Source organism: Candidatus Enterococcus wittei (genome assembly GCF_002140175.1).
GTDB lineage: Bacteria > Bacillota > Bacilli > Lactobacillales > Enterococcaceae > Enterococcus_B > Enterococcus_B wittei.
Genome location: NZ_NGMO01000002.1, coordinates 349044 through 365439 on the forward strand (window position 1 = coordinate 349044; position 16396 = coordinate 365439).

The window sequence follows — 16396 nt, forward strand, 5'->3', positions numbered from 1 at the left end:
AAGTATAGAGCCAATAAAAGTTGTCGTATCAACGTTTACCCCGCCTTTATTATTTACAAAAAATGATCTGTTATTTTCACAGCTGAATGTCACTATAAATAGAAATAGTATAAATATTCGAAGGCTGTACGATAAAAGGTCGAGATTTTTTGAATCATAATGAACATTTTTTAATTTAAAGTGAATCAAAAATTTTTCTATTTTAATGTAAGCGATTACTTCTTTGAGTTAGAATCAAGTGATTGATATATCAGTTAGTATTCTTGAATAGAAAAAGGAGGAATCATATGAGTAATATTATTATTGGTGGTCTACTAGTTATTTCGTTCTTTTTTATTGTCTGGTACTGTGTGAAAGGGTACAACTTGATGGTTGGGTTAGCCATCATGGCAACCGTATGGATGACTTTGGCCCTGATTGGGAACTATTTTTCACCTAATCCCGCAATGGAGGGGCAGAGTTTGATTGATGTCCTCACACATATCTATGCCACCGGTCCAGCTGAGTATGCGAAATCAATACTAGTAAACGTCTTCTTTGGTGCATTTTTTGGGCGGGTGTTGATGGAAAGTGGAATTGCTGCAACATTGATACGTCGTGTCGTCGAATTGGGAGGAGATAAACCGCGAGTCACGATGGGATTGCTTTGTATAGTCACAGCGATCATTTTCATGTCCATGACAGGTATTGGACCTGTGATCTCTATCGCAGTGATTGTTTTACCGATTATGATGTCTTTAGGGATCACTGCTCCGATTGCACTTTTTTCTTTTATGGGATCGATTATGGCTGGTATTTTTGTGAATATTGTGAACTTTAAGCAATATCAAACAATCTTCGCTGGGTTTAATCCTGCGGCTGAAGCTTATACATATAATGACTATTTCCGAATCGGGATGATTGGTATGGTCGTCAGTTTAATCGTGGTATTAACGATAGCTAATATATCAATGAACAAAAAAAAGCGTTATTCCATGGCTATCGAAACCCATGGCGAAACAGGAGACGCACCAATTCTTTCATGGTTTGCAGTATTGATCCCTGTTTTAGGTGTCGTGTTATTGGATATCCCGATTATATTAGGGTTTATCATTGCAGGAATTTGGGCGTTGCTATTTACTGGTAAATTACGTGGTGGTTACAAAGCAATCTGTCGTCAGTTTGCCAAATTGTTTACAGATGGTACGACAGATGTGGCACCAATGATTGGCTTTTTAATGACATTAGCAATGTTCAATAACTCTGCTGCCTATGCGTCTTCTTATTTTTCAGCGATCCTAGGAGATTTCATTCCTAAAACACCATTCATCTTAACTTTAGCTTTTGTTGTCTTAACCCCTTTAGGATTCTTTAGAGGACCATTGAGTTTAGTAGGTTCAGGTTCGGCCATCTTAGCTGTAGTTCTAGCTGTGAATCCCACGATGCCTGTTGCATTTTTATATCCTTTGTTCGCCACGACAACGATTGCTCCTCAACACATAGATATTACGCAATCATGGGTAGCATGGGGATTAGGCTATACTAAAGTTTCTTCAAGAGAATATATGAAAAAATCGATCCCAGCAGGTTGGATTATTGGGGCAATTGTTAGTATTTTTATATTTTTATTATATGGTAATTTCTAAGAGACCTACATAAGAAACAAATTTCAGACAGTCAATGAGAGATAGGAGAGAGAAAATGGCACGTCTTGTAAGAATGGGAATCGATGTGGGAGGAACGCACACTAAAGCGGTAGCGATCGACAATCAAACACAAGAAATCATTGGGAAGTCATCTGTCAAAACGACACATGATCATCCTAATGGTGTAGCAGAAGGAGTTGTCCGATCGTTTCAGAATTGTTTGCGAGAAAATAAAATTAGGCCGAATGATATCGTTTTTGTTGCTCACTCTACCACACAAGCGACGAACGCATTGATTGAGGGCGACGTTGCAAAAGTCGGTGTGATTGGAATGTCCAAAGGGGGGATTGAAGGTTTTTTAGCGAAACGACAAACACGATTAAATGACATCGACCTTGGAAACAATAAAAAAATAAATATCAGTAACGCCTTTTTAACGTTAAAGCAGTTGGATGAAAAACGAGTCTATGAAGTGATTTCCTCACTCGAAAACGAACATGCGGAAGTTCTTGTTTCTTCTATGGCTTTTGGCGTAGATAATAGTGAACCAGAACAATTAGTTTACAGAATCGCTACAGAAAAAAACATTCCCACAACGATGGCTTCTGATATCACGAAACTTTATGGTTTGACTAGAAGAACAAGGACTGCCGCCATCAATGCATCGATTTTACCTAAAATGTTAGATACTGCAACATCAACAGAACGGTCAGTACGTGATGCGGGTGTGGATGTATCACTGATGATCATGCGTGGCGATGGGGGCGTCATGGAGATTAGTGAAATGAAAAAGCGTCCAGTGCTAACTATGCTTTCAGGCCCTGCAGCCTCTGTCATGGGCTCCCTCATGTACCTTCGAGCCTCTAATGGTGTTTATTTTGAAGTGGGTGGAACGACTACTAATATTGGAGTAATCAAAAATGGCCGACCTGCTATTGACTATTCTATTGTTGGGGGGCATCCAACTTATATCTCCTCTTTAGATGTTCGTGTACTTGGTGTGGCAGGGGGATCAATGGTTCGAGCAGATCGTTCAGGGATCGTTGACGTTGGACCACGATCTGCGCATATTGCTGGATTAGACTATGCTGTTTTTACACCTGAAGAAGCAATCAAAGAACCTAAAGTAGTCTTCTTTTCTCCGAGACCAGGGGATCCAGCTGATTATGTTAAAGTAGTATTAGCAGATGGAAAAGAAGTGACCATTACCAATACATGTGCTGCCAATGTTTTAGGACTAGTCAATAAAGAACATTTTTCATATGGAAATGTTTCATCCGCTTATCAAGCAATCAAAGCTCTAGCAGATTATTGCCAAGTTAGTGTTGAAACGATTGCCACGCAAATCATGGAAAAAGCATATGCTAAAATCGAACCAGTGATTCTCGAACTAGCAGATAAATATCAATTAGAAAAAGACCAAATTTCTCTAGTTGGCGTTGGTGGTGGTGCAGCTTCTTTGATTACCTATTTTAGTAATCAAATGGGGGTGAAGTATTCTATCCCAGAAAATGCTGAAGTGATTTCTTCCATTGGGGTTGCTTTAGCAATGGTTAGAGATGTCGTTGAACGAATCATTCCTTCACCAAGTAAAGAAGAGATCCAGTCACTAAAAAATGAAGCAATCCAAAAAGCAATTGAATCAGGAGCAACTTCAGAATCGATCGAAGTACACGTTGAAATTGATCCACAAACCTCAAAGGTCACAGCAATCGCTACAGGTTCAACAGAAGTTAAAACAACGGATCTCACCAAAGAAATCACAGTCTCAGAAGGCCTAGCTTTAGCGGCAGAAGATTTACGAATCACACCTGCAGAAGTGACATTATTAGAAAAAACAGCCTTCTTTTATGTGTATGGTGAAAAGGATCGACAAAAAGATAAAGGAGCCATTCGTATCTTAGATAAAAAAGGATTTATCAAAGTACAACGTGGTCATGCCTCTTGTAAAAAAACGACAGCTAAGAATTACTTAGCAAGTGTTGAGCTATTATGGGAAGAAATGGCTGTGTATCAGACAGAAATCATTGCACGTCCGGAGTTTTATTTATGCTTAGGAGCAAGGATCTCTGATTTTTCTGCGACGACTCTCGAACAACTTCAATTATTGATGGATCTAGAGATAGCCACTTTAGCGCCAGAGGAAGAAGTGATCATTGTTGCAGGCAATATTAAACAAACCTGAATCCAATGAGTTGCTTACTGAGTTGCTCATGATTTCAGAAGAAACTTGGGGATACCACGAATTTCAAAAAGAAATCTTAAAGAGAAAAATCTCGTGTAATCAACAAAAGAATATGATTAAAGAAGCGATGCAGTGTGGAATTGAAACAGCAAATAAAGTGAGAAACGTAATGCTTGATACAACTATCCAAGAAATCTGTATCAGGCTAGGAACGACGATCTCACACCAGCAATCAGAAGAGACAAAAGAACGCTTGACTTTCGCTACTTATGATGAAGAAACAGGGATTCGCTTGATGACTGAGCCACTAGAAAAGTTGAGGGAACAAATACAGTGCAACAATCATCCACTCGAAAAAACAGAAAATTTAATTTTGGGTCACGAATTATTTCATCATATTGAATCAAAAGATCTCAATATTTACACGCAACGAACAAAAATCGAACTATGGAAACTATTTGGTTACCGACATCTTTCTACTGTTCGTGCTGTAAGTGAAATTGCAGCGATGAGTTTTTCAAAGGAACTCAATCAAGTGGATTTTTCAGTCTACATCATAGAAGTATTATTACTATCATTCTACGATTTAGAAAAAAGCCAACTTGTTCTACAAAGAGTAAAAGAAATCGAAAAAAAGCTGAAGAATCGTTATCTGCTCTAAAAAGAAAGAGAAGATCACGATTTTTCAGCTAGCTGATTTGAGAAATGACGAGCGTGGATAAAAGTAAAGAACACTTTTGTATCACGCTTTAAAAATGTATAAATGGTGGGATCAGAAGCGACTTCTTGTGGTTTAACACTTGTTCCAACCTCACTTTTCTTTGAGGTGAAAATAAAGGGAGTATCGATTAAAAAATGAGAGAATTCGACTCAAAATAATCAGGGTAGGCTTGACGTACATATTCTTGCTCCTCAATGATCATATGTAAGTGCAAGCTACAAAGAAAACTGACTTCATCTAAATTTTGAGCGATCATCGCCTGTAAAAGCGTATGATGTTCTTCTAATACCCGCCCCCAATCGAGGGCTATGATAGTCAATCGTAACCAGCGGAAACGATCTAGATGCGTACTATATCCTTGGATCCAATTCCAAATCTCTGCTTTTTCTGCAATATTGTAACAGATGCGATGGAATTCATGATCAAGATAAAAAAACATTTTTTTATCTTGTGTTAGGATCGCTTGATCGGTTTGCTCCAAGATTCTCATTAAGATGTCTTGATCTTTTTCCGTCATTTTTGCACTGCACTCTTGAAAGATCGGATTTTCTAGTTTTTCTCGTGTATAACGAGCTAAATAAGCTGAACGGATATCGATCTTCGAGACATAGGTTCCAGATTGTGGAATAATCTCAATCAATTCTTGGTTTCGTAATTGGATCAATGCTTCTCGAATTGGCGTACGACCGATTGCAAGTTGTTCTTCTAAGACTTTATCAGAAATCCTACTGCCAGGTGCTAATTCAGAATAAATGATCTGTTTACGGATCGACTCATAGGCTTGTTGCTGTAAATTTGTAATAGCCATACAAGCTCCTTTCTATCACAAAATAATAAAATAATTATAACATAAAACGATTACATTGAATGACGAGCCAAAAAAATTCCAATTACTTTTATGTAACTGGAATAGACGATTCTATTTAATCAGGTCGAACTTCATGCAGTTGTTTCACACGACCACCAATTTGTTTGGCAAAGGTTTCGGATTCTTTTCTATCTTTAAAAACAAGCAAATTTTCTGGGTTCTTTTCACGAGTGCGACAGCCAGTTTTGTCAATATAACCATGCATTACTTTCACGACGTACATAAGAATCACCTGCTTTTTTTCTTCAATTATACAAATCAGTTGCTAAATAGCAAGAAATAAACCTAGATTTTTAAGTAATTGTTAAATTAAGACACACTTTTTACATTCTTTAGAGACGGAAAAAAGGAAATGAGAAAGAGATTACCTTTCTTATTGAAATGAGTAAAATTTTTCAAATACAGAAATCGTTCTTCTTAAATGTTACCTTCCTCTAATTTAGCATAGGCTTGAAATAAATGATCTAATTCTGGATAATTGCGACTGAGCTTTGTCAATCGCTGATTCTTTGCAAGTAAGAAACAATGTTTGCTTGTACCAGTAGTACGTAAACGTTGGTCATCAAGTCCATAGATTTCATAGCTAAAATCTAAACGACTTCCTGTGTAATTGGCAATAATTGGCTGGATACGCAATCTGTCGCCGTAACGGATCATTTCTTTGTATTGGCAACTTACTTCAAGAACTGGAATAATGATGCCTTGTTTTTCGATTTTTTGATAGCTGAAATTTAAATGTTCTAATAATGCGACTCTTGCTTCTTCAAACCATCGAATGTAATTACTATGATGAATGATCCCCATTTGATCCGTTTCGTAATAGAATGGTTCCCTGAAATATCCGTTGTATTTTTCCATGATAGAACTCCTGTCATTTATTTTATGCTGAAATAATGCATCCATTGGGGGATACACTCACTGATTTTTGTAGGTAAAACAACATAGTGTTCATTGGCTAACTCATCGCCAATGAAACTATGAAGATAGACAGCCGCACCAATCGTCAAATCATTTTTAGGAAATTGTGCTAAGAAACCAGTGATCATACCAGCCAATGTATCTCCAGTACCACCAGTTGCCATAGCTGCTGATCCAGCGGTGTTTTTGTAGATATCTTTTTGACCATAGATCGTTGTCCTGTGGCTTTTTAAAACGACTGTAACGCCTAATTCTTGTTGTTTTTGGCGACTATTCATTTCTGTCTGTTCAGGCAAGGGTAAACTACTTACTCTTTGCCATTCCATTTGATGAGGTGTCAGTACTGTTTGATGTGGGTAAGGAAGCTCAAGTGAATGTGTAGCAAACAAAGTCAGTGCAGAACCATCAAGAATCAGCCATTGTGTATCAGTTTGTTTCGCTAAGACGAATTTTAACAAATCCAGACTTTGTTGCGTTGTGCCTAACCCTGGCCCAATGAGTATTACATCTGCTTGCTCCATTACAGAAGATAGCGTCTCTTGGTCTCGCCAGTCCACGACCATTGCTTCTGGTAAATGACTGTGGATCGCAGAGTGATTACAAGCATCTGTCACAACAGTTGTTAGACCAGCTCCGCTATTGACAGTGGCTAGGGCACTCATGATAATGGCTCCACCATATTGAGCGTTCCCCCCAATCAGTATCGTTTTTCCGAAAGTCCCTTTATGAGAGTTTGTTGGTCGTGGTGTGATGACTTGATGAAGCAATTGTTCGTTTAATAACATTGAAAAAGCCTCCTTTCTTTTATTATAGCGTAGAATAATTATTGGAAAAACAGATTCCTTTGTTAGTTGTCTGATTTTTTAAACTATTTTAGGCATTTGTGGTATGATGGACACGTAGACTTAATGAGTGGAGGATTAACTTTATGACAATTAATTGGCAAAAAGAAGTAGAAGCACGTAAAGAAGACTTGCTTGAAGACTTGAAAAATCTTTTACGAGTGAACAGTGAACGTGACGACTCAAAAGTAACACCGGATGCACCATTTGGACCTGGTCCCCGAGATGCATTGAAACACATGCTAGCATACGGTGAACGTGATGGTTTTGTCGTGAAAAACGTGGACAACTATGCTGGACATATTGACCTTGGTGAAGGTGAGGAAACTTTAGGGATCTTTGGTCATATGGACGTGGTACCGGCAGGGGATGGCTGGGATACAGATCCTTATGAACCAGTAATCAAAGATGGAAAAATCTTTGCCCGGGGTTCAAGTGATGATAAAGGTCCAAGTATGGCTGCTTATTATGCAATGAAAATCATAAAAGAGTTAGACTTAGAATTATCCAAAAAAGTTCGCTTTGTTGTTGGTAGTGACGAGGAAAGTGGCTGGGCAGATATGGCCTATTACTTTAAACACGAAGAAGAGCCAGACTTTGGTTTTTCACCAGATGCAGAATTCCCAATCATCAATGGTGAAAAAGGAAACGTTTCTTTCGCTTTTCGTTTCCAAGGAGACAATGCAGGAGATTACGTCTTGAAATCGTTTGTTTCTGGGTTGCGTGAAAATATGGTGCCTGGTACAGCCACAGCAAAATTAGAAGTACCAAGTGCTGAAGCGGCTATCGCATTAGAAGAAGCCTTCTACCGTTTTGTAGAAGCAAATCCAATTAGCGGCACGATTGAAGCAGATCATACGTATGTTAAAATGAACGTTGTAGGAAAAGGGGCACATGGTGCGAGCCCACAATCTGGTATCAACGCTGGCTCATTCTTAGCAGCTTTCTTAGACAATTATGAATTCATCGGTTCAGCGAAACAATTTATCCATGTAGCTGCTACTTATGTCCATGAAGATTTTTATGGTGAAAAATTAGGGGTTGCTCATGAAGATGAGAAAATGGGTAAACTAACGATGAATGCGGGCTTATTTGCCTTTGAAGATAATGGAACAGAAGAAGATAACTTTATTAATATGAATTTCCGTTTTCCTAAAGGAATAACTGTGGATGAATTAGAAAGTCGTCTGCAAAAAACAGTTGAAAACGAAGGTGCAATTGTTACTCGTGGTGCTCGGGTCATGGAACCTCACTATGTACCAATGGATGATCCATTAGTAGCAACTTTGTTACAAGTCTATGAAGACCATACAGGTGAAAAAGGTTATGAACAAATTATTGGTGGTGGAACTTACGGGCGCTTATTGAAACGTGGTGTAGCTTACGGAGCAATGTTCCCAGGCTATACAGATACGATGCACCAAGCCAATGAATTCATGAGCTTAGATGATTTGTTCCGAGCAACAGCAATCTATGCAGATGCCATCTATCGCTTAGCGCGTTAAGATGATTTTTAACGCAATCTCAAGTTATCTTAACATCAAGAAATGTAAAATCCTAAAGTATATCATTTATAGAAATCAAAATTAGACTAAGATAGAGAAAGCGGCGTGTTTTGTGGTCTTCCTGCGTGAAGATGCACAAAATATGCCGCTTTTTTACTTGAATTTTGATTATTTTAAAGAAAAACTCGTAGGAGAATCTTTAAAAAATAAGTTTCTTTCTTTTTTGGGACTAAGAACGATTCTTGATTAGAATGGCTACACCTAAACTTAAGATAGAGAATCCTAAAGCAGTCAAAATATTGCTATTTAAGCTACCTGTTTTGGGCAATGTTGGGACATTGGCTTGTGTAGTTGTATTAGAGGTCTCCTGACTTTCTGTAGTATCAGTATCAGAACTTTCTTGTCCAGGATTTTGATTAACTGATTTTAAATCACCGATCGTGAGAATGATTTCTGCATCTTGAGTACCATCTGTCGCTGTGATTTTATAGCGACCATCTTTAAGTTGATTGATTGCTTCGATCTCTGCATCCGCATTTGAATCCGACTTCTTATATCCGTTTTCTAAAGCATAATCTTCTGTCATAACGATAATGTTGCTTCTAGTTATTCCTAAAAGAGCATCTAAGTCGGAGTGGTAGAGCTTATCAGAGTTTGCTGGATGGATCGCATAGACATATTCCGACTCAATAGTAAGTTCAAGATCATCTACATTACCAGAGTAATCAAAGTAGTCTTCAATTAGGTCTTCTTTCGTTAAAGTGAGCTCTTCACCAGCAGGTAGAGAAGGTTCCTCCTCAATAATTGACAGCTCGGGTTCTGTTTGCTCATCTGTTTGTTCGATTGAATCATCTATTGAATCTATCGTTGGTTTGAAGTCATTGGTTCTTCCAATCGATTCGCTCTCTGATGTTTCTGTAGATGCTTCTGTATGTACAGTATCTTGAGTTTGTTGCGTTGTTACATCTGTTTTTTTGTAATAAATATCAAGGGTATAAGTATCTTTTAAAGCTTTTACTTCAAGCGTTTTTTGATCCTCTTCAAGTGGGGTCAATTCTGTTTCTAAATCTTCATCACGACTTTCGTCGCGATTTTTATCATGGTCTTCATCACGATCTAATACATAGCCCTCAATTTCCCAGCCATCAAAGGAAATCATTTTTATATTCAGTTTTTTTCCTTTTTCAGCTCGAAAAATAGATTTGCGAAAGGGCTTTTCGGGGTCTGCATCCCAATAGCGGACAGTTATTTCACTAATTGTTTCTTTATTGTTTTCTATACTCGAGTCAGTTGTTTCTGTTGTGCTAGATTGCGTGACATCAGATGATGTAGAATCAGTTGTTTCTACGATAGAAGGTGTAGATGAGTCATTTGTTGAAGATTGGGTTGTTGGCTCATTGACAGCTAGCGTCAACGGTGCTAACAACGAAAATAGGGTGACGCTACTTACTAATTTCATTGTTTATTCTCCTCCACAACGCGCCAACTATTTCTATCGTAAGAAAAAATAGAAATCATAATTGGGGGTTGTTCTGCTATATTTTATTTACCTGATTATAGCTTTTAGGAGTTAAGTCCTTTCGTGTTCCAGCACGAAGGGACTATTTTTAACGAAAAAATCCAGATTTTATTTAGAGATGATTTTTTTCTCTTCTAGTTCTATCAAGTGAAAATGATAAATTTTCTTGTCTAGACTTATCCAACTGGTTGTAAATCCTATAGAGTACTCCAGCAAAAAACACCTTTTTCCACTTATATATTCCATAGGTATACCACAGACCTTTGACTGTGGTTCATTAAATAGTAAGTAAATTCTATTTGAGCCTGGTGATTTTAGTTATGTATGGGGGATAATGTGCTTATCCATAGAAATATGTATGTATTTGATAACGTCGTAACAATTATAAAATATCAACTTGTCTTCATTCACATAGCAATATAACTTGCTTTTACTTTTTAGATGGGTACGCAAGAAATTCCTATCCTGTATAAATATCATACAGGAACATGCGTGAAAGTTCAATAAGTGAGTGTATAATCATGAACTGATTCGTAAAAGAAAATAGGATCATAATCAATAAAAATAATAGGTTGAAAGAAGTTAAATATGCTAGATAGCTGATGTTCAGACTTATAGAAATTTATTGGAAAGAATAAAATTTCTTAATTTATATTTTGAAAATGATTGGAAAAATTTGAAAAATCAAAATATTTAAACCATAAATTACCAAAGGAAAGCTTTTAAGTTATCTGATTATCAGTGTCACTAATCTAATGAAGAATTCTATGCAAAATTAATTGCTTTTGTGAAACAGATTTCTTTGATTGATTATAGAAAGAGAGTGGTTTTATGTGCTTAGCTCCTAAAAATAAGCCGAAAATATCAAAAATAGTTCTGCACGTTTTCAATATTCTTAGGCTTATTTTTTTAAGGTGTTTTTTTTGGAACATTGTTTCTTCGCTTAAGTGATTCACACTATTTTTGTTCCATTCACTTAGTGTAATTATTGTAAAACAGCTGAAGCTAGTGCTTGCTGAATGGCAATAATATTTTTATCTTTCCGAAATTGTAATGATTCAGCCGGTAACTCTGCGCTGGAGATCCAGATTTTTAATTCTGCATCTAAATCAAAATGTCCAGCGGTTTCGACGGAAAAGCGAGAAATTGATTTGTACGGAATGGATTTGTAGGAAACTTTTTTTCCAGTAACACCTTGCTTATCCACGACGATTAAACGTTTATCCGTAAATACAATTAGATCTCGAACGAGTTTGAAGGCTAATTCTACTTTCTCATTTGGAATAAGAAATTCTTGAATCTCTCTCGTACTGTTAGTTGTATCCATTTGAGTCGCATTCCCCATCAGGCCATCAAAAATACCCATCCTATCACTCCTTGAATAAATATCATAAAAACAAGTTAAAGCAAATGTCTTTTCTTTTATTTTAGCAGAGCTTGAGATTCAAATGGAACTTTATAATTCGGATACCAGAAAAAATAGAAGAATCAAGGGGAACGAAATCCCAATGATGGGAGGTAAAGTAGGTTTTCAAGCAGTCTATAAAACCCGAGCAATTCAAATAGGATTTCGCCTTTCGTTGAATTGCTCGGGTTTTCTCTTGTAGTTGTCTCTAGTAGCTATGAGTCTGATTTTCCATGCATTTGTTTATTGTAGGGATCTTCCCTTAGATCTGGAGGAATCAGAAAAGCAAAAGCGCAAAGTAGAGCAAAAGTAGTGATCATTTGTTCTCGATAGGTAAACCAATAATGGATCTGTGAATGATTGGCAAGGATATTGAACCAAATATAAGGTGTCAATGCAATCACACCAAATAAGATAAAATCGGTATAGGAGCGTATCTTTGTTCGTTTTCGGATTGCTATAATAAGAAAAATCAAGCAAGTTGCGCCAAGGATCAGTAAAGTCACCTTAGGGTACATGAGAGAAATATTTTTTCTTAACATGTCTAGACGTTGCAAAGGATAGTCTTCATTCCCTTCAGTACGGAATAAAATTTGGGTAATCGCATCTTTGATGACGTTTTGTTTTAAAACAATTGATGCAATTAACCATTTTGCAAACCAAGTAAGGCCATAACCGATACCCCAAAAAATACCAGAAAATAATAAACGTCCAAACTGTTTTTGTGTATTTTCACGTTTAATTGTTGGGTATTTATTATGAAGATAAAAGAACAAAATAACTGGAATTCCCCATGAAATGAGTGGAGTAGTCAACAAATCCAAAAAATTAGTCAATGAACCGATAATAAAAAAGAATAGAAACATGGATGATGACTTTTCTACTAATCTTGGTTTGATAAGCATTAGTAGCGTAATAAACAAGGTGAAAATCCAGAGATTCGCATATTGCATACTAAAGAAAAAAGTGGCGGCATTTCCAACTGCTAAAGTAATCAAAAAAGCAATTCCAGCATAAATGTCACTACGCTTGATTAGATAGTAACTAGTTAATCCAATCAGCAGAAAGAGAATAACAGCGTAAATCATACGGATACTACCTAAACTCATAAAAACGAGTAATGGACGTAAAAAGACTTGATAACCGTGCCAGTAACGTGGATAGTTATCCATAGACATAGTATTTTCTATTGTGCTTAATTCGAGACTTTTCTTTGTTTTTCTAATCATTAGTCGATCGGTAAAATTATCTCGTTTTGAGCCAGTATTTCCTTCGTTAATGGATGGATATAAACCTTCCTTTTCAATCATTGCTATGGATTTCTCAGCATTTGTTTGAATAAACTGTTGGGGAATACTAAATGATAGTATCAACAAAGAACAATAACTAATTAATAAAATGAAAAATGTGAGACTAATTTTTTTCAGTAGCTTCATATGAATCTCCTATCGTTTCATTGTTTTTTTCAAGTAAGAAGGGCGCTATGAGGTAAATAGGTAAGGCAAGTGCCAGAATAAAGACATAGCGTAAACTAAAAGCAACAGGAGTAGCAATCATTATTGTTAGAAAAACCAATAATCCGGGTAATAAAAGTACAATAGTTTTTTTGTTCCTAATGATAACTGCCAGCAATAGGCTGAACAAAACCCACCACAATAAAGTACCAGAGCCAAAGAAATTTCGTTGCGCAATAATCCTTTCCATACCTGAATTTCCAGTGTAACGGGCAATCAAGTCGGCTTGTTTTATTCCATAACTATTGGTATTCACGCGCGTATCTAAAAAACCATAACTGTTTTTAACATTCGGAATCCAAAAACCAAATGTATCTAGTATATAGGCATCTGTATAGATTTGGATATTTGACGGGAGGTTTCTAGCCCACAACATTAAAAATTCCTTTTTATGTTTATTTAAAAACTCATTATTGAATTGTTTATGCCATTTGATGGGATCCGCTAAACTAGGCGCATAGACTTCATAAGATTCAAGTGGTAATAATTGGTTCATAAATTCTTTGTCATGCTCTGACATCGTTCCATCCATCACAAGTGTTCGAGAAACTTGTTGTAATGGAATACCTAATTGTTCAGCCGATTGGGTAGGTGTGATATAACGAGCCATGAGTGGATGTATGACTAGACTAATTAATAGAATGTAGGTGAGTACAATTGGGACAAAAGCTTGGTATGACTTTCTTTTTATTGAAATCAAACCATAAACTACCCCTGTACCTAGGACTACATACAGACCATTGTTTCGTAAATAAGTGGTTAATAATGCTAAAATAAGTAAACGGACTTGTAGTGAAAACGTTGGCTTATCCTTTTGACTGATGATATCGAATAGGGTCAGTGAAAATAATAAACAAGCAACTGAAAATAAAGTATCTTTTTGCATATTCAAGACATAGATCGGAAAAACAGGTGAAAGTGAAAAGTAGCCTAGAGAAATCATAATAGGGATCAAAGGTACTTTTTTCTTCATTAACCAACAAAGAGAATAACTAATCGATAATGCAGTTATTAAAGATTGCATCATAGAAAATAGAAAAACCCCGTGATTAATGGTTGATATAGGCAGTACATCAATAAAAAATTGAACAATCAATGTAAATAATATGGGATGATGATTGTTTAAAGGAGCATCACCGAGTGCTTGTCCAATTGAACTTAAAGAATCGGGTAAGACTACACCAGGATAAAGTGCTAAGGCATAAGGCAACCAAGAAATAAGTAAGATGGATGTGAAAAACAAAAAATATTTCCAGATGGATCTAGGTTTAGCTTTGTTTGAAGTAAAATAAGAGGTCAGGTCAGGTAATATCTTAATGATAAAACGTAGCATGAGTAAACAATAAATAAAGGTTGAAAGAAATACGAGAACTTGGAAAAAGCTAAACGTTGTAATCGATGTTTCTTTATAACTCGCAGATACATGGGTGAATTGGATTCGCGTACCTGTTGCTAACGTTAAAGCAAACAAAGCTGAAAAAAACAAACATGCTATAGTTTGAAAATCAAATTCTAGGGAAAATAAATGAACTCCTAACTGTTTGTATACGATCCATAACAAGGAAATTAATACAAGAATCAAGGCTGGGTTCAAAGAACCTAACCCATAAGCAGTGAAAAAGGAAATACCAAAAAATAAAAGAGTCAAAAAAAAGGCGGGTAGAAGGCGAGTCGTTTTTGTTTGCATCAAAAAGCCTCCTAATTATTTTCTTTTTTGCCGTTGCTCATGATAAACATGGTATAAGTTCAATTCGTATTCTTTTTTAGCATTTGTTACAACAGTATCTAAAATCATACCAGTGACTAATGACAATAAAGCGAGAATCATGAACCCAGTACTTAGAATCGCTGAAGGAACTTTCGTGATGAAGCTTGTCATCATAAATTCGCGAATTACTGGGATCCCAGTGATTAATCCTGCTAAAAAGAAGATAAGTGTCCAAATGTTGAAGAACATCATTGGTTTATAGTCTTTACACATTTTTATGATCATCATGATCACTTTGAAGCCATCCGAGAATGTATTTAATTTTGATTCACTACCTTCTGGACGGTCACGATAATCGATAGGGACTTCAACGAGTTTGAATTTTTTATCTAAAGCATGGATCGTTAGTTCCGTTTCGATTTGAAAGCCTGAACTCATGATAGGGAAACTTTTGACAAAGACTCGATTAAATCCACGATAGCCAGTCATCACGTCTTTGATTTCTGTTTTATATAAACGAGTGATCGTATTCTTTACTAAATTATTGCCAAAGTCGTGGAATGGTCGTTTATTTTCATCAAAATAAGTCCCATTAGAAAGACGATCACCAATCACCATATCCGCTTCTTCCGAACGCAATTTAGCTAGCAATTCATGAACAGCTTCAGCTGGGTAGGTATCATCTCCATCGACCATTAAATAATAATCAGCATCAATATCAAAAAACATCTGGCGGATGACATTTCCTTTTCCTTGACGAGGTTCTTTTTTGACGATGGCCCCACCTTGTACCGCAAGTTTATATGTCTGATCCGTTGAATTATTATCATAAACATAAATATCAGCTGTAGGTAATTCTCTTTTGAAATCAGTAATAACAGTTGAGATTGTCGCTTCCTCATTATAGCAAGGAATAAGTACAGCGATTTTTTCTTGTTGATCCATGTTCCACTCTCCTAAATAAATGACAAAATTATAAACCAAGCATACCGTATCCTTTGGTTTAATACCAGTTTTTAGAAAAAATCATCTAAATAAATAATCCTCTTTCCTCTATAAAAAGACCCCTTAAATAAATAGGTTGACGCCTACATACTAAGGAATCTTTTTTATAAGAGATGATTGAGGACGCTTAGGAAGATTTTTTTCTTGTTATATTCAATACGGTACCAGTATAAGCATCTGCTAAAAATTCATAATAGACGACTTCACCATCTTCTATGCGAGAAATCCCACCACGATAAGCTTTTGAATGGATAGCAAATTTACGTGTCGGTTCTTTTTCGAAGGAAATCCATGAACCTTCAATAGATCCCTCATCTAAAAAAGCTTCTTTGATCGTGTGTAAAACTTCATCTGCAGATAATGTTTTTTTGCGATGATACCATAACGTAGTCGCTACACCACTTAGTAATCCAAGACTAAGTCCTACAGCCAATCCACCTTTAAAATACGCTTGTTCGCTTTCTTCGTACATGATGACTATCTCTCCTTTTTGTAAAGTTCCTGTGGCTTTATTTTACCACACTCTATGAATTTCTTTGAAATAAATAACCGTATTGAAAGAAAATACGGTATAATAAACG

General features: G+C 36.4%; 14 protein-coding genes. 4 read left to right on the forward strand and 10 right to left on the reverse strand.

Annotated elements, in window-relative coordinates; translation table 11 throughout:
* The first annotated feature begins 287 nt into the window (after nt 1-287).
* Genes A5844_RS05905 through A5844_RS05915 form a run of 3 tightly spaced genes read left to right on the forward strand, consistent with a single transcriptional unit; the run spans nt 288 to nt 4471 of the window.
* The gene (locus A5844_RS05905) at nt 288-1625 is read left to right on the forward strand and encodes a citrate transporter (RefSeq protein ID WP_086284336.1); all 1338 of its coding nucleotides are present in this window, start codon (nt 288-290) and stop codon (nt 1623-1625) included.
* 55 nt (nt 1626-1680) lie between these two features.
* The gene (locus A5844_RS05910) at nt 1681-3810 is read left to right on the forward strand and encodes a hydantoinase/oxoprolinase family protein (RefSeq protein ID WP_086284337.1); all 2130 of its coding nucleotides are present in this window, start codon (nt 1681-1683) and stop codon (nt 3808-3810) included.
* Entirely contained in the window at nt 3782-4471 is a 690-nt protein-coding gene (locus tag A5844_RS05915) for a hypothetical protein (RefSeq protein WP_086284338.1), read from the forward strand. Before A5844_RS05910 ends, A5844_RS05915 begins: the two co-directional genes overlap by 29 nt.
* A 187-nt stretch (nt 4472-4658) precedes the next feature.
* Here A5844_RS05915 and A5844_RS05920 read toward each other — a convergent pair whose 3' ends face one another.
* From A5844_RS05920 to A5844_RS05930, 4 genes are all read right to left on the reverse strand, one after another.
* Nucleotides 4659-5339 carry a GntR family transcriptional regulator gene (locus A5844_RS05920; RefSeq protein WP_086284339.1) on the reverse strand — a complete coding sequence of 227 codons (681 nt, stop codon included), beginning with the start codon at nt 5337-5339 and terminating at the stop codon, nt 4659-4661.
* A 115-nt stretch (nt 5340-5454) separates the two neighbouring features.
* A complete protein-coding gene (locus tag A5844_RS14215; RefSeq protein WP_164498432.1) occupies nt 5455-5622 on the reverse strand; it encodes a hypothetical protein in 168 nt (55 codons plus the stop codon).
* A gap of 194 nt (nt 5623-5816) precedes the next feature.
* Nucleotides 5817-6257 carry an acyl-CoA thioesterase gene (locus A5844_RS05925; RefSeq protein WP_086284340.1) on the reverse strand — a complete coding sequence of 147 codons (441 nt, stop codon included), beginning with the start codon at nt 6255-6257 and terminating at the stop codon, nt 5817-5819.
* A 17-nt stretch (nt 6258-6274) separates the two neighbouring features.
* Nucleotides 6275-7102, reverse strand: coding sequence for an NAD(P)H-hydrate dehydratase (locus tag A5844_RS05930; RefSeq protein WP_086284341.1), 828 nt, complete (start codon nt 7100-7102; stop codon nt 6275-6277).
* A gap of 143 nt (nt 7103-7245) precedes the next feature.
* Between A5844_RS05930 and pepV the strand changes: the two genes are divergently transcribed.
* Nucleotides 7246-8664, forward strand: coding sequence for a dipeptidase PepV (gene pepV / locus A5844_RS05935; protein ID WP_086284342.1), 1419 nt, complete (start codon nt 7246-7248; stop codon nt 8662-8664).
* 229 nt (nt 8665-8893) lie between these two features.
* On the opposite strand, the gene A5844_RS05940 is transcribed toward pepV, so the two are convergent.
* From A5844_RS05940 to A5844_RS05965, 6 genes are all read right to left on the reverse strand, one after another.
* A complete protein-coding gene (locus A5844_RS05940; RefSeq protein WP_086284343.1) occupies nt 8894-10123 on the reverse strand; it encodes an LPXTG cell wall anchor domain-containing protein in 1230 nt (409 codons plus the stop codon).
* A gap of 1045 nt (nt 10124-11168) precedes the next feature.
* Nucleotides 11169-11549: a PH domain-containing protein gene (locus tag A5844_RS05945; protein WP_086284344.1), complete on the reverse strand. Its 381-nt coding sequence runs from the start codon at nt 11547-11549 to the stop codon at nt 11169-11171.
* A gap of 254 nt (nt 11550-11803) precedes the next feature.
* Nucleotides 11804-13024, reverse strand: coding sequence for a hypothetical protein (locus tag A5844_RS05950; protein ID WP_086284345.1), 1221 nt, complete (start codon nt 13022-13024; stop codon nt 11804-11806).
* On the reverse strand, nt 13002-14789 hold the full coding sequence (locus A5844_RS05955) for a DUF6020 family protein (protein ID WP_086284346.1): 1788 nt from the start codon (nt 14787-14789) through the stop codon (nt 13002-13004). The genes A5844_RS05950 and A5844_RS05955 overlap by 23 nt, the downstream gene beginning before the upstream one ends.
* 15 nt (nt 14790-14804) lie before the next feature.
* Nucleotides 14805-15755 carry a glycosyltransferase family 2 protein gene (locus tag A5844_RS05960; RefSeq protein WP_086284347.1) on the reverse strand — a complete coding sequence of 317 codons (951 nt, stop codon included), beginning with the start codon at nt 15753-15755 and terminating at the stop codon, nt 14805-14807.
* 187 nt (nt 15756-15942) lie between these two features.
* Nucleotides 15943-16287: a PepSY domain-containing protein gene (locus tag A5844_RS05965; RefSeq protein WP_086284348.1), complete on the reverse strand. Its 345-nt coding sequence runs from the start codon at nt 16285-16287 to the stop codon at nt 15943-15945.
* Nucleotides 16288-16396: the final 109 nt, after the last annotated feature.